This is a genomic window from Aliarcobacter vitoriensis (assembly GCF_048320235.1).
GTDB classification, from domain to species: Bacteria; Campylobacterota; Campylobacteria; order Campylobacterales; family Arcobacteraceae; genus Aliarcobacter; species Aliarcobacter vitoriensis.
The window spans coordinates 931,943-952,500 of the sequence record NZ_CP182882.1 but is presented as its reverse complement, the minus strand read 5'-3'; the positions used below and the strand labels follow the sequence as shown (position 1 = coordinate 952,500).

At 27.2% G+C, this 20,558-nt stretch carries 20 protein-coding genes; all 20 read left to right on the top strand.

The window, feature by feature from the left end; all coding sequences use genetic code 11:
- The first annotated feature begins 35 nt into the window (after positions 1-35).
- The 20 genes from ACNSOS_RS04795 to flhA are packed head-to-tail and all read left to right on the top strand — an operon-like array spanning position 36 to position 20,536.
- Positions 36-2,258 carry a flagellar hook-basal body complex protein gene (locus tag ACNSOS_RS04795; protein ID WP_418186141.1) on the top strand — a complete coding sequence of 741 codons (2,223 nt, stop codon included), beginning with the start codon at positions 36-38 and terminating at the stop codon, positions 2,256-2,258.
- Between the two features lie 53 nt (positions 2,259-2,311).
- A complete protein-coding gene (locus tag ACNSOS_RS04790; protein ID WP_113892925.1) occupies positions 2,312-2,638 on the top strand; it encodes a hypothetical protein in 327 nt (108 codons plus the stop codon).
- Positions 2,639-2,645: 7 nt separating this feature from the next.
- Positions 2,646-4,676, top strand: coding sequence for a tetratricopeptide repeat protein (locus ACNSOS_RS04785; RefSeq protein WP_418186140.1), 2,031 nt, complete (start codon positions 2,646-2,648; stop codon positions 4,674-4,676).
- A gap of 54 nt (positions 4,677-4,730) precedes the next feature.
- Positions 4,731-5,045, top strand: a complete 315-nt coding sequence (locus tag ACNSOS_RS04780; protein ID WP_113892929.1) for a flagellin — start codon at positions 4,731-4,733, stop codon at positions 5,043-5,045.
- Between the two features lie 15 nt (positions 5,046-5,060).
- Positions 5,061-5,933, top strand: coding sequence for a FliM/FliN family flagellar motor switch protein (locus tag ACNSOS_RS04775; RefSeq protein ID WP_418186139.1), 873 nt, complete (start codon positions 5,061-5,063; stop codon positions 5,931-5,933).
- Between the two features lie 2 nt (positions 5,934-5,935).
- Complete coding sequence (locus ACNSOS_RS04770) at positions 5,936-6,244, top strand: rod-binding protein (RefSeq protein WP_113909580.1); 309 nt, start codon at positions 5,936-5,938, stop codon at positions 6,242-6,244.
- Between the two features lie 11 nt (positions 6,245-6,255).
- Positions 6,256-6,633, top strand: a complete 378-nt coding sequence (locus ACNSOS_RS04765; protein WP_418186138.1) for a hypothetical protein — start codon at positions 6,256-6,258, stop codon at positions 6,631-6,633.
- Positions 6,617-7,012, top strand: coding sequence for a hypothetical protein (locus tag ACNSOS_RS04760; protein WP_113909578.1), 396 nt, complete (start codon positions 6,617-6,619; stop codon positions 7,010-7,012). The genes ACNSOS_RS04765 and ACNSOS_RS04760 overlap by 17 nt, the downstream gene beginning before the upstream one ends.
- Positions 7,009-8,163 carry a flagellar biosynthesis protein FlhF gene (flhF, locus tag ACNSOS_RS04755; protein ID WP_418186137.1) on the top strand — a complete coding sequence of 385 codons (1,155 nt, stop codon included), beginning with the start codon at positions 7,009-7,011 and terminating at the stop codon, positions 8,161-8,163. Before ACNSOS_RS04760 ends, flhF begins: the two co-directional genes overlap by 4 nt.
- On the top strand, positions 8,163-8,981 hold the full coding sequence (locus tag ACNSOS_RS04750) for a P-loop NTPase (protein ID WP_418186136.1): 819 nt from the start codon (positions 8,163-8,165) through the stop codon (positions 8,979-8,981). Before flhF ends, ACNSOS_RS04750 begins: the two co-directional genes overlap by 1 nt.
- 18 nt (positions 8,982-8,999) lie before the next feature.
- Positions 9,000-9,371 (top strand): hypothetical protein, encoded by a 372-nt coding sequence (locus tag ACNSOS_RS04745; protein ID WP_418186135.1) that lies wholly within the window; start codon positions 9,000-9,002, stop codon positions 9,369-9,371.
- Positions 9,372-9,384: 13 nt separating this feature from the next.
- Positions 9,385-9,708 carry a flagellar hook-basal body complex protein FliE gene (gene fliE, locus ACNSOS_RS04740; RefSeq protein ID WP_113892945.1) on the top strand — a complete coding sequence of 108 codons (324 nt, stop codon included), beginning with the start codon at positions 9,385-9,387 and terminating at the stop codon, positions 9,706-9,708.
- Positions 9,709-9,723: 15 nt separating this feature from the next.
- Positions 9,724-10,191 carry a flagellar basal body rod protein FlgC gene (flgC, locus tag ACNSOS_RS04735; protein ID WP_113892947.1) on the top strand — a complete coding sequence of 156 codons (468 nt, stop codon included), beginning with the start codon at positions 9,724-9,726 and terminating at the stop codon, positions 10,189-10,191.
- A gap of 7 nt (positions 10,192-10,198) precedes the next feature.
- Positions 10,199-12,139, top strand: a complete 1,941-nt coding sequence (locus ACNSOS_RS04730; RefSeq protein WP_418186134.1) for a flagellar hook-length control protein FliK — start codon at positions 10,199-10,201, stop codon at positions 12,137-12,139.
- Complete coding sequence (locus ACNSOS_RS04725; RefSeq protein ID WP_418186133.1) at positions 12,139-12,888, top strand: flagellar biosynthetic protein FliR; 750 nt, start codon at positions 12,139-12,141, stop codon at positions 12,886-12,888. Before ACNSOS_RS04730 ends, ACNSOS_RS04725 begins: the two co-directional genes overlap by 1 nt.
- 9 nt (positions 12,889-12,897) lie before the next feature.
- Positions 12,898-13,947: a flagellar biosynthesis protein FlhB gene (gene flhB / locus ACNSOS_RS04720; RefSeq protein ID WP_418186132.1), complete on the top strand. Its 1,050-nt coding sequence runs from the start codon at positions 12,898-12,900 to the stop codon at positions 13,945-13,947.
- Between the two features lie 3 nt (positions 13,948-13,950).
- A complete protein-coding gene (locus tag ACNSOS_RS04715; RefSeq protein WP_418186131.1) occupies positions 13,951-15,951 on the top strand; it encodes a tetratricopeptide repeat protein in 2,001 nt (666 codons plus the stop codon).
- Complete coding sequence (gene fliI, locus ACNSOS_RS04710; protein ID WP_418186130.1) at positions 15,948-17,252, top strand: flagellar protein export ATPase FliI; 1,305 nt, start codon at positions 15,948-15,950, stop codon at positions 17,250-17,252. Before ACNSOS_RS04715 ends, fliI begins: the two co-directional genes overlap by 4 nt.
- Positions 17,249-18,403 carry a flagellar hook-associated protein 3 gene (locus ACNSOS_RS04705; protein WP_418186129.1) on the top strand — a complete coding sequence of 385 codons (1,155 nt, stop codon included), beginning with the start codon at positions 17,249-17,251 and terminating at the stop codon, positions 18,401-18,403. The genes fliI and ACNSOS_RS04705 overlap by 4 nt, the downstream gene beginning before the upstream one ends.
- A 21-nt stretch (positions 18,404-18,424) precedes the next feature.
- Positions 18,425-20,536 carry a flagellar biosynthesis protein FlhA gene (gene flhA / locus ACNSOS_RS04700; protein ID WP_418186128.1) on the top strand — a complete coding sequence of 704 codons (2,112 nt, stop codon included), beginning with the start codon at positions 18,425-18,427 and terminating at the stop codon, positions 20,534-20,536.
- The last annotated feature ends 22 nt before the right edge of the window (positions 20,537-20,558 follow it).

Genomic DNA, 20,558 nt, shown 5'->3' with positions numbered 1-20,558 from the left:
TTTATGTTCATTTACCTTAATAAAAAGGATACGATATGATAGGTGCATTATGGACTGGAATATCAGGATTAGCTTCACATCAAACAGCTTTAGACAATGAGTCAAATAACATAGCAAATGTTAATACAGTTGGATATAAAGCAGGAAGAGTTTCTTTTGCAGATCAAGTTTACCAAAACAGTATTGGTAAAGGATCATTTGTACAAGATGCAGAAAAAATTTTCGTAACAGGAAGTTTTAAACAAACAGGGGTTCCTTACGATGTAGCACTTCAAGGTGATGGATTTTTTACTGTTGTAAATAAAAATACTTTAGGTACAGCCGAAACTTTTTATACAAGAGCTGGAAATTTTAGAATGGGAGAGAGTGGTACTTTACAAAATCCTGATGGTTTTGAAGTACAAGGTTGGGCGATGAGTTCAATTGACACTAAAAATGATGTAAAAAGTACAAATCATAATGTAAATAGGTTTACAGATGATTTTACACAAGCTATGGGAAGTCGTATAATTAGACACCCTGATTATATAGAAACAATAGCGGCAAAAGCTACAAACTACAACGAAACAGCACAATCAGATGCTCAATCAATTTTTACTGGGGCTGGATATAAAACAAAAGCTTCTAAACTAAAAGATATAGAATTAGCACAAAAACACTATGAAGAGATGTTGCAAAAATATAAAGATGACCCAAACCAACCTTCTGCTGGTTCTACTACTCAAGTTTCTCAAATAAACTTTAAAACAGGAGTTCCTCCAGATTCAGTTTTAGGTAAAGAAGGAGATAAACTTTTAGTAGTTATAAATGGAACTAATTATAACATAAACTATCAGGTAACAAAAACAACTCCTGATTGGAGAGCTGAACTTTGGGATGGATTACCAGATGGAACAGATCCTTTGATGCCAACAGATGAAAGAACTCTATATGATTTGGTGGATCCTGCAAATATTGAACTTATGCCAACAGCAACAGAAGCAGAAAGAGCTGCAAAAGATGCTGAGATTGCAAAATACGATAGACTAGCAGGTAGAATAAACACATATAAAGCTATGGCTGATGAGATATCTAATTCTTCAAGAGGTGGAATGGTGGCTTATATGGCTAAAGATAGATTAGACCCACAAAGTGATATATTGAATGCTGATGGATTGTATGATGAAAGTACAAGTCTTGCTGATATGTTAAGGGGAGTTATCCAAATAAAAAGTTTAGTTCCAGGACAAGAGTTTAAAATAACAGAAGTTTCTGAAACATCAACTGGAAATACTGGATCAACTATAAAAGGTAGCTTTCAAACAACAGCAGAAGCTGTTCAAGGTTCTGGAAAAGCAGCTATTGATTCAGCTCAAGATGCTTTGGCAAGATTAGTATCAGGTAAACAACAAAGTGTTTATACAACACAAGATTTATATGGAGCATTAGGAAGTGCTACTAGACAATATGAATTTAGTATGACTATATATGATAAAGATTTAGATATGATTATCCCTGTGCCAAATGATGGAGGAACGCCACCTCAAGCTATTACAATACCAAGTAATGCCGTTCCACCATCTACATTAACAGGAAATGATTTAAACGATATTGTAGATGCGATAAATAATTCAAGAACAGCTTCTGGAGCACAAATAGGAGATTATTTAGTTGCAAAAATTGTTAATGGAAATTTAGTTTTGGAAACAAATGATAACAATTTCGATGTAGAGTTTGATGCGAAACTTACATATACTGATAGTGCATCTGTTCCACCTGTAACAACTCCAACTTTAATTGAAGTGAATCAAGATTATTCTGGTAGAAAAGGTGCAGGTGCTGAATTTATGGAAATAGTTACAAGAGTTGATCAATCAGCAAATCAAAGTAGTCTTCAATTAAGATTAGATGCTCTAAATATCTCTGATAATAAATTTGGTGAATTTAGTGTAGATAGTACAGGACTTATCACGATAAAAGAGGGTGGAGTTGAGTATGCTGTAGGTCAATTATCAATTGCAAGATTTACAAATAACAGAGGACTTGAAGCAGTTGGGGGAAATAACTTCCAAAAAACTCAAGAATCTGGAAGTGCAATATATAGTATAAATAACAATAATACTGATGGAGTAAAAGGGCAAGCTTTAGAGTTAAGTAAAGCAGATTTAAGTGAAAGCTTAGTAAACTTAATGGTATTTCAAAGAGCTTTTGAAGCAAATGCAAAGTCTATTACAACTTCAGATGAGTTATTAAGTACTCTTATCAACTTAAAAAGATAATATTCTAAGTAGAGTGAGATTCTTTCTTACTCTATTTCAACATAGGAAAAATTTTGGATTTTATAATATCAACAGTATTGGCTATTTTATTACTATACTTTATATCAAGTACAAATGCTTATAAAGTTATGTATAAGAAGATAAAAGAAGAAAAAGAGATTATAGATGAAGAGGTTTTAAAACTTGAAGCACTCATTCAAAGATATGAAAAACAAGTAAAAATAGGTACTAATAGTTTAAAAAATAATCAAGAAAATCTTCAAGTTGCAAGAGATGACTTACAAGCTTTAAGATTGGAAAATATTACTTTAAAAAATAAAATAAATGACTTACAAAAACGAAATGAAGAATTGTTTGCTCAAGTTAATGCAATTATTTAGGAATATTTTGAAAAAGTTTGTATATAAAATAGCGATAATTTTTTTTCTTACAAATGTTATTTTATATGCAAACAATATAATAGAGTCTCAACCACAAGTAATTTTTGAATTACAAAAACTTGAAAATTCAAATGAAAATTTGGAAATTCAAGTTGATTTTAACAAAGCTGTTTTGCTTTTTAAGAAAAATGAATATGAAGATGCTCTAAAACTATTTCAAAAAACTTCACAATTTTTTGAAGTACCATCTTTACTTAATATAGGAATAATTTATTATAAACAAAATAAAATAGATGAAGCTATTTCTACTTTTAATAAAATTTATTCAAAAAAAACAAATCTTATAAATCAACCATACTCTTTTATATCATCTTGTTATTATTTGTTTGATATAACAAAAGATGATAAATATATGTTAGATTTAGTAACAATTTTCCAAAATAGTAATAAATTAAGTGAATATAGTGAATTAATAACTGGTATAAAAGATGCAATATTAAAAGAGTTAGCAAATAGGTATTTATATATAAAAGATTATGAAAATGCACTTGCAGCTTTAAATGCTATGAGTTATTCTCTTGATTTGAAAAAAGCTATGATATATATAAAACTAAATAATTTTGCAAGAGCTTCTGTAATTTTAAAAAAATTAAGAGAAGAAGAAAAAGATAGAGATTTGTTAGATAAAATCTTGTGGATATCTACTTATGCTAGTTTAAAACAAAATAGGTTCGAAGATACACAAGAGATCTTGGATTTGATTAATGAAAGAAAAGGTTTCAAGGTAAATACTCAAATGCCATTTGAGATATTTTTTAATAAAGATTTATATTCTACTAAAGATTATTTAAAATCTGTTTTGAAGTTTGATGAAAATAGAAAACTAGATTTTATTTACTATTTTGCACCATTTGTCTTTTCTGATTCAAAGGAGATAATATATGATTCTGTAAAAGGTTTTATATATGGACAAGATAGTAGTGTAGAAAATCTTGAGAGTATGGTTGATTATAATACAAAATTTGTTAATTTAGTAAAACAAGACCCTATTTTAAGAGTAAATGAATTAAAAAAACTTACAAATAGTGATTCAAAAGCATATATATATTATAACTTGGCTTTAGCTTATGCTCAAATAAATGATTATTCAAATGCCCACATAAACTTTGAAAAAGCATACAAGCTAAGTCCTGGAAATAGACTTTATGCTATTATGCTTTTTATAACGGCGAATTCTTTAAATATAAATATAGATGAAAAACAAAAAGCTTCTATTGATAAATCAATAAGAGATGGAGGCGGTTTATATAGTTATTTTGCAAAAGAGATATATAAATTATTTATAAATAGTAGTTACAATGTTATAGAATCTTCAACTTTATATCAAGGAACAGTTTTTTATAAAGCTATAGATTTTTTAAAAAGTATGTATGATAATAAACCTTTAGCAAATCATCCACTACTTGAAGAGTATGAAAAGGATAGTTTTATATATCTTTTAAGACTTGTTCAACAACAAAAAGAGGAAGATGATTATACTTATTTTGCAAGATTACAAGATAATATACCTTTAAAATATAATAATAATTTTATAGATAGTTCATTGATTACTTCAAAATATTATATAGATATTTTAAAAGCTTTAGGGATTTTTACAAGAGCAGATTTTAAAATAGATGGAAATAATAATCCTTTATATCTTTTAACAACAGCCTATAGTGATTTATATTTAGGAAAATCTCAAATATCAATAGAAACATTAAAAAGATTAAAAGAAGAATTTTCATATGAAAATAGATTTACTATGTATCTTACTGTTGCTTCATTTTTAGAAAGTAAGCGTCCAGAAGATGCATCGATTCAAATATCACTTATTAAAGCTTTTTATAAAGATACAGATACTGATTTTTTGACTGCAATACAGTTGATTCAAAATATGAATATAAGTAGTGCTAAACAGTTTTTAGAAAATAGGTACAATAATCCATATATTGATTTTAGAATTATTAGGTTTGATGAACTAATGCTTTTTTTATAGTAGTATTTAAATTTTTTTGTTATAATAGTTTAAATTCTTACAAAGGAGTCTATTATGGAAATAGGTAGAGTTGCTCAAATAGATAATTCGAAAGAAAACTATGATATAAAAGCAAAGCAAGTAAGTACAGTTGAAGAGAAAATGAAAACTATTCAAGAAGAAGAGTATAAAAAGAATGCTTCAAAAGATCCTATGACTGAACTAAATGAGGTTATTTTAGATAATGTTCAGTTTGGATATAACAAAAAATCAAGAGATTTTTTCGTAAAAGTGACTAGAGGAGAAGCTGAATATAAGTATCCAACAGAAGATATGATGAAGGTAAAAGCATATTTACTAGAAGAGTTTGAAAGAAACAATAAAATTTAATTAAAAGGTACGTAATTGGCATCTGATTTATCAACTATATTTAAGAATGAATTGGCAAATACTTTAGAACAATTATTAGGTAAAAAAGCTAAAATAGCTGAAACAAAAAAATATGAAGATGATATAGATTCATCTTTTATTGAGTGTGACGCAAAGTTTGAATTAAAAGGTATTTCGACTGGAATTACATTTTATATACCAAATAAAAGTTCTATAAAATTTGAGTATTTGATACTTGGTGGAATGGGTGATTTAGTAAAAGAGAATATTGATGATGAAACAATAGATGCTGTAAATGAGATTGTTTCAAATATATGTGGTAGTTTTTGTACTGCAGCAAATGCTCAAGGTTTTCCTGATGTAGTTGGTATGAAATCAGAAATTAAGAGTTCAAAAAAAGTTGATAAGAATGTGCTTGATAACAAAAAAGAGAGTTTTATTTTTAAATCACTTTTAGATGAAGATGAAGCACCTTTAGTAATATATTTTGATAAGTTGTTTTTACCATTTTTTTCTAGTATAACTGGAGTTGAAGAAGATATAAAACCTCAAGTTGTTACAGCACCACCACCTTCTCCTCAAACGCCTGTAGTATCTAATAGTGGTGTTAGTATTTCAACTCCATCTAAAAATTTAGAGCTTTTGTATAATGTTAGATTAAAGTTAAGTGTAAGACTAGGAACAAAAATTGTTTTATTAAAAGATATTTTAAGATGGGATGTTGGAGAAATTATTGAACTCGAACAAATGGTTAATGAACCTTTAGAATTACTTATCAATGGTGTAAAAATAGGTGAAGGTGAAGCTGTTATAGTTGAAGGTAAATTTGGTTTAAAAATCAAAAGAATAGTAAATGAAGATTTGAAAATTGATAAAATAGGATTGTAAAAATGGAAATTAACAGTAGTAATTTATACAATAAAGATATTTTACAAACAAATAAGTTTGATAATGTAACTAATGATAGTGTATCTAAAATGGAAGATGAAAAGTTAAGGGAAGTTAGTAATAATTTTGAAGCATTTTTTCTGCAACAAATTTTGGAAACATCTTTAAAAACTACTAGTATTGCTGGAGAAGGAACAGGAAGTGATATCATAAAAGGTATGTATCTACAATCTATTGCAGATAGTTCTAGTGGAACTTTTGGAATTAGTGATATGTTATACAAATTTTTATCTGAAAACAATAACAAATAGTAGGAAGAATTATGGTTGATAAAATTGTAGATGATATGCAAACTTTTATAGATGAGCTAAAAAATGCAATAAACTTGGATATAGAAGATATAAAATCTTCAAGACATGAAGAACTTTTGCAGAGAAATGAAAGAAAACACTCTATAATAAACAATATAATGCAGAAAAAAAGTGATTTAAATAGTGAATTGTCGAAATTGATTCAACAAAATGTTGATGTGAATATATATCGAGAAAAAGTTGATGCTCTTGAAGAGAATTTAAAAGATTTATATGAATTAAATAAAAAATTAGCAAACATAGTTCTTCCAATAAAAGAGATGTATAAAGAGTTACTTGAAGATATAAGTTCTTATGGTGGAGGGCAGTTTTTTGACATTAAGGCTTAGTTTTCTATTTTTGTTATTAAATACTTACCTTTTTGCAATACCTGTTTTGGTAACTACTGTACCTTTGAAATTTGAAGAAAAAGTTGATAAAACTAAATTAATACTTAAACAAGTTGAAAGTGTTAGTAGACTTTGTCAGCCTATATCTTTAGAAGAGATAGAAAGCAATGAATTTATAACAACTCACCACATAAACAAAAATGTGATAGTTTGTCAAAAAGATGTAAAACTTGTGGAGAATAATGAAGTTATATTTAATTTTGGTGGTCTTAAGATAGTAAAAAAAGGGAAAATAATCTATGAAAATAGTGAGTTTATTAGATTTAGAAATCTTGATGGAACAATTGAGCAAATATATAAAGATGGAAGATCAAAATGAATAGACTCTCTTTTATTGGAGAAACTCCAACAGAAGCTTTAAGAAAAGCCCAAATAGAGTGTGGAGAAGATGCTATTGTAATATCTACAAAAAAAGTTGTAAATGTAAATGGTTACAATAAAGATATGTATGAGATAGTAGTTGCAGTTGAAGATGAAGAACTACAAAAAAATATGGAATTTACAAAAACAGCAATAGCAAAAGCATCTATTGAGGCTGAACCTATAAAAGCTCAAGTGTATGATTTTAAAGAAGAGATTTTAAGAATGCAGACTCTTTTAGAGCAAGTTCAAAAATCTATTTGGAATCCCAAAAGTCAACTTTTTGATTTAACTATACCTATTGAATTTGTTACTATTTATAATATATTTGAGAAAAATGAGTTTGATGCTGAGATGACTTATACTATCATGAAAAAAACAATTAAAGAGTTACCAGTTTCTCTCAAAACAAATCAAAATAAAGTTAATGATTTTTTTAAACTTGTTTTAAGAAGAGTAATACCAATAAAACATGAAGTTCCTTTAAGAAATCAACAAAGAAAAATTATTATGATGGTAGGACCAACAGGAGTTGGGAAAACTACAACTATTTCAAAATTAGCAGCACGATTTGCTTACAAAATGGAACAAAATTATAAAGTTGGAGTTATAACCCTTGATTCTTTTAGAGTTGGAGCAATAGAACAACTTCAAGCATATACTAATATTATGAGATTGCCTTTAGAAATTGTAAAAAAACCTGAGGATTTAACAGAAGCACTTTTAAGACTAAAAGATTGTAACTATATTTTTATTGATACAGCTGGTTCTAGCCAATATGATATTGATAAAATTGAACTTATAAATGAATATAGAAAACATGTTGATGAATTACCTATTGAAAAAACTTTAGTTCTTCCTTCAAATGTTAAACATAGTGATTTAATGGAAGTTTATAAAAATTACTCTATTTTGGATATTGACAATTTAATTTTTACAAAATTAGATGAGACCCGAAGTTTTGGGAATATAATATCTTTTTCACATAAAACTAAAAAATCAATCACCTATTTTTCTATTGGACAAAATGTTCCTGATGATTTAATACCTGCTGATGCAACTTTTTTAATTGATTGTTTTATGAATAATGAGTGTAGTAGGATTTTATAATGCTTGATGCAAAATTATCTCAAGCTAAAAAGCTATTTAATATTACATCTAAAAATGAACAATTACCAAATTCAAAAACAAAACTTCTTACAATAACATCTGGAAAAGGTGGTGTTGGAAAATCTACTTTTACAGCAAATATTGCACATATTTTATCTCAAAAGAACCTAAAAGTTTTAGTTCTTGATGCAGATATTGGTTTAGCAAATATGCAAGTTTTATTTGATATTAGACCACAATATACATTATTTGATTATATTAATGGTCAAAAAAATCTTAAAGAAATTATTGTAGATACAAGATATAGAAATATTTCATTGATTGCTGGGAAAAGTGGATATCAATATAGTTCAAATAGTAATAGTTTTATATTTTCAAGACTAGTTTTAGATATTTTGGCTTTAAATATTTATGATATTTTGATTGTTGATACAGGAGCGGGTTTAAATGATTATGTTAAAGAATTTTTGAAAGTTTCAACAAATATTTTAGCAATAACTTCAACAGATCCAAGTGCTTTAACTGATGTTTACTCTTTAATAAAGATGTTATCAATAGAAAAAAATGGTTTAATGCTATGTTTTAATCATACAAAAAGTGATAATATTGGAATAGCAATTTCAAACTCTTTAATAAATTTAGGTAAAAAAAATAGACTTAAAGATGATTTTATGATAAAATATATAGGAAGTGTTCCTAGTAGTGAAAAAATATCTTCTATTGCTAGGACAAGAAAAATATTTGTAAATGAGTTTCCTTTTGATGAGGTTGCTGTTAGATTGAATAACGTTGTTGATAATTTATTGAAAAATATCTAAAATTTGGAGTTTTTATAAGTGGTAGTAGAAAGATTTTCTCAAAATCTAATCAATACAGGAATTTTTAAAGTTTATATAGCAATAGGTTTTTTTGCAACTTTAATATTCTTTATTTTTAATACTGAGTTATTTACACCTCTTCAAATGCTATTTGGTGCAGTTTTGGTTACTGTTGCACTAAAAGGTTTGAGTAATTTAATGTTATCTTTTATAGTAAATAATTTTAGTTTAGAACAGAAAAAACAAGATTTTGATTTTAGATATAATGAAGATAAAATAGATCTTCTGCTTAATCAATTAGTTACAAAAGATATTAATGATATAAATGAAAATAACAATGACAAAATAGCTCAAGTGCAAGATCCAGAAAAAAAAGAAGCTACTGAATAAGGAGTAAAATATTATGAATGTTATAGGTTCTATTAATTATTTAAATTCTTTACAATCAATTGATAGCAGTGAAGTAGTAAATCAAACTGAAGATTTAAGTGACAGTAAATATGCTAATAAATCTTTTAAAGAATTACTTGACAATGCTGTGAATGAAGTAAATGAGACTCAAATACAAGGTTATAATGCAATGACAGATATTGCAACAGGTAAAGTTACAAATCTACAAGAAGCTGTTCAAAGAATAGAAGAAGCTGAACTTAGCTTAAAACTTGGACTAGAAGTTAAAAATAAAGCTATAAATGCTTATAGAGAAATTATGAGAATGCAAATTTAGTTGTAAGGAGCTGTTATGGGATTTTTTGATGGATACAATGTAGCAACTTCAGGGATGAGTGCTCAAAGAACAAGAATAAATGTCGTAAGTGCAAATATTGCAAATGCAAAAACTACTCACACAGCAGAGGGTGGACCATATAAAAAACAACAAGTTGTTTTTGAAGATGTTTTAGTGGCAAATTCAAAAAAGAGAACAAATTCAAATGATATTGAGGTAACAAATTCTCCTTTATCAGAATTATCTTTAAGAGGAGTTGGTGTAAAAAAAATAATACAAACTGATGCAAAACCTGTATTAAGATATGATCCAACACATCCTGATGCAAATGAGAAGGGTTATGTAGCTTACCCAGATATTAATCCTGTTGTTGAAATGGTTGATTTAATTGAAGCTATGAGATCTTATGAAGCTAATGTTACAGCATTTAATACCCACAGAGGGATAGATACTAAAACATTAGACATTATAGCAGGAAACTAGGTTCAAAATGGCAAATTTAGTAGATATTTTTACTCAAACAAATAGTACAAATTCTGATACTATACTTTTGAATACTACAGGAGATTTGCCAAAGGATAAACCATCTTTATTTGATTCTTTATTGAAATCTAGCATTGAAAGTATCGAAGTAAATAAAGATGTTTCTCAAACAAAAAATATTACAACTTCAACTCCTATAACACAAAATTCTCAAGCCTTACAAAATAATGGTCAAAATATTGAAAATACATCAATTATTCAAATAGAACAAAATATGGTTATGGATACAAATAAAATAGAGAATATAGATTTAGATACAAAAAATTTAGAACAAAAATCTTATTTATTTGATGATAATATAGATGGTGAAAATAAATCTTTAGAACCAAAAAAAGAACAAAAAATAGTTGAACAGGAAATAAAAAAAGAGACGAATACTGCTAATACAGGTAATAAAAATTCATTATTAGATAGGTTGATTTTGGAAGTAAAAAGTAACAATGCAGAAAAACTAGACATAACAGAACATATTTTAGAAGATACAAAAGATTTAAAAAATATTTCAGATTTAGAAGGAAATAATACAAATTTTTTAAACTCTTTAGATGAAAAAATTGATGAACTAAATAATTCAAAAAATATCTTAAAAGAAGAAATAGTTATAGATAAAAAATCAGTTAAAAATCAAGATAATAAAATTATTGAGTTAGTTCAAAAAGAGAGTTTAATAACAAATTTAACTACAAATAGTATTAAAATAGAATCTTTGGAAGTCGAAACGAAAGAGATTAATGTTCCATTAGATATTTTAGATTCTGAAAATTTTTTAAAAGATAGTAACAATACTCAAAAAATAATTGAACCAAAATTGAGTTTAATGGATCAGCTAATACAAGCCAATAGTAATAAAGAAGTTATCAATACAGAATTAAGAGATGAATCTATTGTAAATGAACAAAATATAGAAAAAATTTTAAAAGAATCTCAAAATATACAAATTAATGAAAAAAATGTTGAACCAAAGTTAAGTTTGATGGACCAATTGATAAAAGAGAGTAATTTAAAAGATATAAATATAAATGTTGATAAATCAATTGATGTAAAAGTTTCAAAAGATGTAGCATCTAATATATTTTTAGCAGACCAGAAAAATATACTAAATAATCAGATTTTATTTAATAAAAATGAGGCAGTAAAGATTTTAGAGAATGCTTCTTCATTAGACGATATTCAAAAAAGTGCAAATATTTTGGATTTGGAAGCTAGTGGGCTTCAAGTTGAGCAAGATATTGTAAAAGAAGATTTAGAAAAATTAAAAATAAATGATAAAGAACTACAAGATAGAAAAAATATTTTAAATACTATATTAAATGAAAAAGATGTTAGAAGTGTGGATATAAGAAATCTTATAACTAATTCTATCGAAGCATCAAAAGCACTACTTGAAAATACTTTGACTATACAAGATGATAAAGTCGTTGAAATTCAGCCAACTTTAGTAAACTCAATAGAATCAAGAATTATTGGTGCAAAACAGCAATTATCTTCTATGATGTCAGATATTGCAAGACAGATGTATGAAAACTATAAACCACCAGTTACTGTATTTAGAATGACTTTGAATCCAGTTGATTTGGGTTCAATTTCAGTTTTAATGAAACAAGATAAAACCACAGGATTAAATATTACTATGAGTATTTCTAGTTTAGCAACATTAGAGTTATTGATGGATAATCAAAATATGTTAAGAAATTCTTTAGTTAAAACTTTTAATGATAGTTCTAATTTTAACTTAGATTTTAGCTCATCTCAGAATAATCATCAAAATTCATCATCAAATTCAAATGGTAAAAATCAACAATCAAGAGAAGATTTAGATACCCAAGCCATACTAAAATTAAAAGAGGAAAATAGAGATTTAGAAGAGAAAACTACAGACTATATGTAATGGAAGCTTTTTTTTCACTTTTAAATCAAGATGTACTTTTCCAATTTTTACTTTTACTTGCTAGAGTTCTTTCTTTCATAGCATTTATGCCTATTTTTGGTCATACTGCAATAAGCGTTAGTATTAGAGTTGCTTTTGCATTTTATCTTACTATATTCCTATTTCCTTTTGTTGGTAGTGTAACTTATATAAATGAGAGTAATTTTATACTAGCTTTAGTATCAGAGATAACTTTAGGTTTAGTTGCATCAATGCTAGTAAATATTGTATTTTCTAGTGTTAAAATAATAGGTGAATTTATAGGGTATTCGACAGCTTTATCTATGGCTATGATGTTCGATCCAGCAACTGGTTCTCAAGAAGGTTTAATATCAAAGCTTCTTTTTTGGATAGCAATAATTTTATTTTTCCAAACAGGAATGTATGAGATGACTTTGGTTATTTTAGCAAAAAGTTTTTCTATGATACATCTTGGAACTTTTGATATATTTACTGTTGATGGAATAAGATTAGCAATAGATGAGATAAATAGAATGTTTGCTTTTGCTTTTACTTTTGCTTTACCACTATTTTTTATAGGGTTTATTTTAGATGTTTATTATGGATATGGTACAAAATCTATGCCTGCTTTTTCTCCATTTATTATTACTTTTCAGTTAAAGTTTGCTTTAATATTTATATTTTTAATACTAGGCTTAGAGATTTTTAATGAGGCATTTACAGAATATTTTATAAGTAAGTTTGAATAAGGACTCTATATGGCTGATGATGAAGAAAAAACAGAAGAACCCACATCCAAAAAGATTGAAGATGCTAGGCAAGAAGGAAATGTTGCCAAATCAATGGAGGTTGCAGGAGCTGTAATTTTAACATTGGGTTCAGTTTATTTGATATTTCTTTCTGGATTTACATTTTTAGAGATAAAAAAGGTTATTTTATATATTTATAGTTTTATTGGGCAAGAAGTAAATGATGCCTTATACTATTCTCTTACCTTTACTATTGTAAATACACTATTAATAGCATTGGCGCCACTATTTATTTTAGTTTTAGTTTTATCGCTAGCTGGTAACTGGATGCAGTTTGGATTTATAGCAACACCATTAAAATTTGATTTACAAAAATTAGACCCAATAAAAGGCTTACAAAATGTTTTTAGCTTAAAGAAATTACTTGAAGCTTTAAAATTAACTTTAAAATTGTCAATTATTGTAGGAGTTATGTTTTTACTTTTTTCAATAACATATAAAGAATTTTTATATATGATGAATAAAGAGATAAACTCAACAATACAAGCTATGCTTGATTTAACAATAGTATTTATTTTTACCATTCTTTTTATTATCATTATTTTTGCTATAATAGATTTTTATTTTACAAGATATTATTATATGAAATCTTTAAAGATGAGTAAACAAGAGATTAAAGATGAATATAAAAATATGGAGGGAGATCCTCAAGTAAAAGGTAGAATTAGAAGAATTCAGATGCAAATGGCACAAAAACGTATGATGAGTAGTGTTCCTGAAGCTGATGTTGTTATTACAAATCCTACACATTATGCTGTTGCTTTAAAGTATGATAATAGTGTAAATCAAGCTCCTGTTTTAGTAGCAAAAGGGATAGATTTCCTTGCATTGAAAATAAAAGATATTGCAAAGGAAAATAATATTACAATCATAGAAAATCCAGCACTTGCTCGTGCTTTGTATGATCAAATAGAATTAGAAAGAGAAGTTCCAAGTCAATTTTATAAAGCTATTGCAGAAATTTTCTCTTATATTTATGAATTGAAGAAAAAAAGGTAATAAGTGAAGTTTTTAGCTATTTTTTTTATATTATTTACACTACTAAATGCTAAAGATAAAGAGTTTTACTATAGTTTTATTGATTCAAATGGAAAACAAATATCTTCAAAAACTAAAGAGAGTATTATAAATACTTTAAATGAGTTAGAAAATATTAAAGAGATTGCACTTGATGGAAAGATAAATGAAGCTTTTAAAAGATTAGTTGATTTAAAAGACAATAATAAAATATCTTTGTTAAACTCTGATATTTTAATACTATATTCAGAATTGGTTCTCAAAAATCAGTCAAAAAAACTTTTATTGGATACATCAAATGAACTTGAAAATGCTATAAACTCTTCGGTTATAAACCAAGAAGATTTATTAAAGGCATATCTACTTTTAATAGATTTAAAACTTAGTGTAAATAGGGTAGAAGATGCAAGATATTATGCTCAAACTGTGATAGATGTTTTTGATGATGAAGAGGCAAAAGCAAAAGGTAAAATTGCACTTGGAAAGATTTTTAAGTATCAAAAAGATTATCCAAAGGCATCTAAAACTTTATTTGATATTTTAAGAAATACAAAAGATAAAAATATAGCCTCAATAATTGGGAATGAACTTTTTGATGTATATTTACTTGAAGGTAAAAAAGATGAAGCAAAAGAGTTAATGAAACAACTTTTAGTAACAAATCCATCTTTCTTTTCAAATGATTTTATATTAGCAAATCAAAGAGTAGATTTACTTTTGAAACTTGATATGACATTATTGGCTGTTGATATATTAAAAGATTTAATCAAAACTTCAAAAAAACAAGATATTTTAGAAAAAGCAGAGTTTAAATTGGCAAATATTTATATGAAGCTTTATGATAAAACAGATTTATATTTGAATTTAGCAAAAAAACTTTATAAAAATATTGTAGATAGCTACCCAAAAAGTGAATATTTTGAAGCTTCACAAATATATTTTGATGAAATAAAAATGAGACAAAGATTAATTTCTCCTAACACTATAGCAGACAAATATAATCAAAATGAAGCTATGCAGAATAAAGCTTTGTTACAAGAATTAATAAATAACAACATAGATAAGAAATTTGAACAAACAGTTAAAATTGATAAAGTTTATAGAGATATTCCAAAAGATATTTTACAAAGATTTGGTTTTAATAATATTGATGAACTTTTAGATATTTCATATATTGGTTTGATAAAAGAGTATTTGGAAAATGATGATTGTTCAAAACTAAGTACTATTTTAAAAGATGTTAAATATGAAATATTTAAAGACTTATTAGATGATAATACTATAAAAAATGGATTGATAAAATGTATTAGTGAAGTACCATCTCTTGAAAATTATACACAACTAAAAAATATTTTTAAAGATGTTCAGAATTTGGATATATATTTTATGTTAGAAACTATGGCTTTAAGTGTTGATGAAATAGAAGATGCTCTATACTTTTCATCAAAAATAGAAAAAGCAAATGACAAAGATATATTAGAAAAAGAGTTTTTGTATAAATATCAAGTTTTAAAGATAAAAAATGATTCTATAAAATTTGATAAATTTTTTGCAAATACTTTGCAAAATAAAAATTTAATAGATTCAAATACTCAAGAACCTGTAATTGTAGATTTTTATTACGATTTTTACTTATATTTGTTAAAAGAGAATAATCAACTAGAAGCTACAAAAATTTTAAAAGATTTATATGATAAACAAAAAGATTTTAAAATAAATGTTTATTCTCCATTTGTTGAGAGTGAATTATCTAAAATAGCAAAAAATGAACAAAAATTTGAAGAAGCGGTAAATTATTTAGTTGAAGCAAGTCAAAATGTAAGAAATTTAAAAGTAGAGGATGAGGTTAAAATATATTATGATATTGTAATGTTATATGATACTTTGGATAATAAAGAAAAAAAAGATGAATATTTACAAAAGTGCAAAGATGTAAAAATTGAAGATAATCTTTACAAAAAAATGTGTTTGAGTTTGGGTCAATGAATATAGATGATATTTTAAACCAAATAGATTCATCAAATCTTAATGTTGCCTTTGGAAGATTGACGAATATTTCAGCAATTACTTTGAGTGCTACTGGACTTGAAGTTGCAGTTGGAGATATTGTAAGAATAGAATCAGAACAAAGACTTTATTCTGTTTTAGGAATGGTTACAGTTTTAAATGACAATTCATTTATTATTGTTCCTTTTTCATTTATTGAAGGTTTTAGAATAAATGATAAAGTTTTTTTACAAAGAGATGGACTCACAATAAAGTGTGGAAATGGCCTTTTAGGAAGGGTTGTAAATGCTTTGGGAGAACCAATAGATAACAAAGGTAAAATAAGAGATATAGATGCAAATTGTGCTATCAATAAAGAGAGTATGTCACCACTTGATAGAGGAATAATTGATCAAAAGTTTTCAACAGGTGTAAAAGCGATAGATTCTATGCTAACTTGTGGAAAAGGTCAAAAAGTTGGTATTTTTGCTGGAAGTGGAGTTGGAAAATCTACTTTAATGGGAATGATTGTAAAAGGTTGTGAAGCAACTATTAAAGTTATTGCATTGGTAGGAGAAAGGGGAAGAGAAATACCAGAATTTATACATTATAACTTAAATGATGATTTAGAAAATACTGTTATAGTAACTGCAACTTCAGATGAATCTGCTTTGATGAGAAAATATGGAGCATTTACTGCTATGGCAATAGCTGAATATTTTAGGGACAAAGGACATGATGTTTTATTGATGATGGATAGTGTCACAAGATTTGCTATGGCTCAAAGAGAAATAGGCTTAAGTACAGGTGAGCCACCTGTTAGTCGTGGTTATCCACCATCTGTTTTTGCACTTTTACCACAACTTATGGAGAGAGCTGGAAATAGTAAATTAGGATCTATTACAGCATTTTTTACCGTTTTAGTTGATGGAGATGATATGAATGATCCAATAGCAGATCAAAGTCGTTCGATTTTAGATGGACATATAGTATTAACAAGAGATTTAACAGAACAAGGATTTTATCCACCAATAAATTTACTAAAATCAGCTTCAAGAGTTATAGACAAGGTAGTCTCACAAGAACATTATAATGACTTTTTAAAGTTAAAAAGAGTATTATCACTAATAAAAGAGAATGAAGTTTTAATTAGAGTTGGTGCATACAAAAAAGGTATGGATCCAGAACTTGACAATGCTATATCAAGAAAAGATAAAATAAGAGAGTTCCTTACTCAAGGAACTTTACAAAATTACTCTTTTGATGAGATTGTTATAAACTTAAAAAAGGTGTTATTATGATATCAAGTATAAATTCTACAATTTATAGAATAGGTCTTTTGGACCAGACTCAAACTAAATTAAATAACCAATTAGCTAGTGGGGATAAACTTCAATATGGAAGTGATGATTCTGTTTTATATAGCAGACTTGTTCATGTTGATAACTCGATACAAACAAATAATGGACTTCGAGATCAAATAAATAGAGTAGATGTTTTAAATAAAACGTCAGATACATCTTTAAATGATGCTAAGAAAAATGTTGAATATATCAAATCAGAGTTAATTAAAGCGAATACATCAACAACTGGAATTGAAGGATTAGAAGCTATTGCACAAAATCTTGCAGGTATGAAAGAGAGTATTTTTAATCTAGCAAATACAAGTACTGAAGGTCAATATGTTTTTTCAGGAAGTGATGCTTCTGTTAAGCCATTCGTTATGGATGCAAATGGAAAAGTTACATACCAAGGTAATGATAGCTTGAGAAAAGTGGCTATTGATGATGGTTCATATAGAGATGCAGGAGTAAATGGTCTTGATGCTTTTTATTATACTACAGATTCTGGTTTAAAAGGTGAAACTTTAACTTTTAAAGAAGGTGATAGAATTGTTGATCAAGATGGAAATGAGTGGAAATTAAACTCTCCTACAAATGATACTTTAACAAAAACAAATTGGGACGGTTCAACTGAAGTTATTACACCAGTAAGCCAAGATCCAGTAACTGGGGAATATCAGGCTAGTTTACCAACAGCTGATGGAACTAAATTTGAAGCAAGAAGAAGTGTTTTTGATATGCTAGATGAAGCTGTTAGAAGTTTAAGAGGACTCGATGAATTAGGAAATCCTGTATCTCCAACAGATGATGCAGCAAACTATGAATTTAGAAGAGCTGGAATTTCAAAAGCTGTTGATGAAATAAGTAAAGTTCATGACTCTTTAACTATTTCTCATTCAGATTTAGGAGCAAAGAATAAGACTTTTCAAGTCTCTTTGGAAAGACTTAACTCAAAAAATACTCAATTAGGTATTTTAAAAACTGAGTTAGGTAAGGCAAATGAAGCTGATATTGCTATAAAATTAAAAGCATTGGAGTTATCTTATGCTTCAGTTTATTCTACTGTAAATAGAACATTTGAATTATCTTTAGTTAATTTTATGAGATAAAATTGACTATTTTTTGTATATATGAAGTTTAGTTTTAAAAATCTTTTTTCTAGGGATTTAATAGCAGTAGCATTGTTTCTTTCAATGCTTGCTATTATTATAGTTCCTTTAAATCAAGTTGCTATAGATTTTTTTATATCGCTATCTTTGGCTATTTCATTTTTAATTCTTTTAATATCGTTATATATTCAAAAACCAGCAGATTTAACGACTTTCCCAACCCTTCTTTTAATCTTAGTTATTTTTAGATTAGCTCTTAGTATTGCTACAACTAGATCCATATTGGCTGAAGGACATAATGGACCAGAAGCTGTAAGTAGTATTATTACAGCATTTGGAGAATTTGTTGTTGGTGGAAATATGGTTATTGGTGTAATCATATTTATTATTCTTGTACTTATAAACTTCATGGTTGTTACAAAAGGTGCTACAAGGGTTGCAGAAGTTACTGCTAGATTTACACTAGATTCTATGCCTGGTAAACAAATGGCTATTGATGCAGATTTAAATGCTGGATTCATAGATGACAAAGAAGCACAAGAAAGAAGAAAAGCTTTGATAACAGAAGCAAACTTTTATGGTGCTATGGATGGGTCTTCAAAGTTTGTTAAAGGTGATGCAATTGCTGGTATTATCATTACTATTGTAAATATTATTGGTGGATTATTAGTTGGTATTTTTCAGCATGGTTTAGATGCAAGTGAAGCAGCAAATATATATACAATTTTAACTATTGGTGATGGACTTGTTACACAAATTCCAGCACTTATTTTATCTACTGCAACTGCAATTATTATTACAAGATCAAATACAGATGAAGAGAGATTTGCTTCAAGGGCCGTAAATCAACTTATTAAAGATACTAAATCTCTAATTTTAGTTGGTATTGGATTGATGCTTTTTGCCTTAGTTCCAGGTTTCCCAACTGGTATTTTGATGATGATGGGGCTTTTATTAATAGCAATGGGATATATAATCATAATGATAGAAAAAGGTGATGATAATATTGTAACCAGATTTTTTAAACCACAAGTTGCCAAAAAAATTGAAAAGCCAAGTGATTTGAAAGAGAAAAAAAGGGCAGCAGCTATTCCAGATGAAAGCCAAAGTATAGAAACTGTTATGAAGCTTGAAGTTTTAGAGTTAAAACTTGGAGTTAGACTTTTACAACTTGTTCAAGGGAATTCTGAACTTCTTGATAAAATTAAAGCTATTAGAAAAAACATAGCTGGTGAATTGGGTTTTGTAATACCACAAATAAGAATTTCAGATGATACAAATTTAGCTCAAAATGAGTACCAATTTTATCTTAAAAGGATTCCTATTGTAAAAGGACGAATAGAAGTTGATAAATTTCTTGCAATGGGTGGCTTAGGAAATGAAACTTTAGATGGAATAAAAGTAAAGGAACCAGTTTTTAATCTTGATGCAATTTGGATATCGAAAGATTTAAAAGATGATGCTTTGATGAAAGGTTTTACAGTTGTTGATGCTCCAACAATTATATCAACACATATATCAGAAATTATTAGAAGACATGCAGAAGATATCATCACTAGACAAGATATAGTTGATATTATTGATAGAATAAAAAAAGATTTCCCTATTGTTGTTGAAGAAGCTATGAAAGTTGCATCTTATGGAAGTTTATTGAAAGTTTGCAAAGATTTACTTCATGAAAAAATACCAATAGTTGATATGCTAACAATTATTGAAGCAATTGCAGATATTGCAGAGTTTACAAAAGCTCCAGAGATATTATTAGAGCATGTACGAGCAAAACTTTATAGGCTTATTACTCAAAAATACAAAGATACAGATGGTATTTTACATATAGTTACAATAAAACCTGAATTAGAACAGCAGTTTATAAGTAAGCTTCAAGATCATCATGGTGCTTCACAGCTAATGCTTTCAATTGCTGAAATAAATAACCTTGTAACAAAAACAAAACAACTCTTAGATGATGTTGAGAAAAAAGGTTTCTCTAAAGTTGCTATGGTTGTAGATCCAGTTTTAAGAAAAAGAATTTCAGAAATTTACGAAAAGTTTGGACTATCTTTACCTGTTTTATCTCACGCAGAACTAGATTCAAAAGCAAACTTTGCTATTGAAGGAACTTTAGAGTTCTAAAATTAAAACACTTTTTTAATTT

Coding starts and splice junctions, on each gene's coding strand:
- ACNSOS_RS04795 (WP_418186141.1), top strand. CDS start 36: ATGATAGGTGCATTATGGACTGGAATATCAGGATTAGCTTCACATCAA.
- ACNSOS_RS04780 (WP_113892929.1), top strand. CDS start 4,731: ATGGAAATAGGTAGAGTTGCTCAAATAGATAATTCGAAAGAAAACTAT.
- ACNSOS_RS04770 (WP_113909580.1), top strand. CDS start 5,936: ATGGAAATTAACAGTAGTAATTTATACAATAAAGATATTTTACAAACA.
- ACNSOS_RS04765 (WP_418186138.1), top strand. CDS start 6,256: ATGGTTGATAAAATTGTAGATGATATGCAAACTTTTATAGATGAGCTA.
- flhF (WP_418186137.1), top strand. CDS start 7,009: ATGAATAGACTCTCTTTTATTGGAGAAACTCCAACAGAAGCTTTAAGA.
- ACNSOS_RS04750 (WP_418186136.1), top strand. CDS start 8,163: ATGCTTGATGCAAAATTATCTCAAGCTAAAAAGCTATTTAATATTACA.
- fliE (WP_113892945.1), top strand. CDS start 9,385: ATGAATGTTATAGGTTCTATTAATTATTTAAATTCTTTACAATCAATT.
- flgC (WP_113892947.1), top strand. CDS start 9,724: ATGGGATTTTTTGATGGATACAATGTAGCAACTTCAGGGATGAGTGCT.
- ACNSOS_RS04730 (WP_418186134.1), top strand. CDS start 10,199: ATGGCAAATTTAGTAGATATTTTTACTCAAACAAATAGTACAAATTCT.
- ACNSOS_RS04725 (WP_418186133.1), top strand. CDS start 12,139: ATGGAAGCTTTTTTTTCACTTTTAAATCAAGATGTACTTTTCCAATTT.
- flhB (WP_418186132.1), top strand. CDS start 12,898: ATGGCTGATGATGAAGAAAAAACAGAAGAACCCACATCCAAAAAGATT.
- fliI (WP_418186130.1), top strand. CDS start 15,948: ATGAATATAGATGATATTTTAAACCAAATAGATTCATCAAATCTTAAT.
- ACNSOS_RS04705 (WP_418186129.1), top strand. CDS start 17,249: ATGATATCAAGTATAAATTCTACAATTTATAGAATAGGTCTTTTGGAC.
- flhA (WP_418186128.1), top strand. CDS start 18,425: ATGAAGTTTAGTTTTAAAAATCTTTTTTCTAGGGATTTAATAGCAGTA.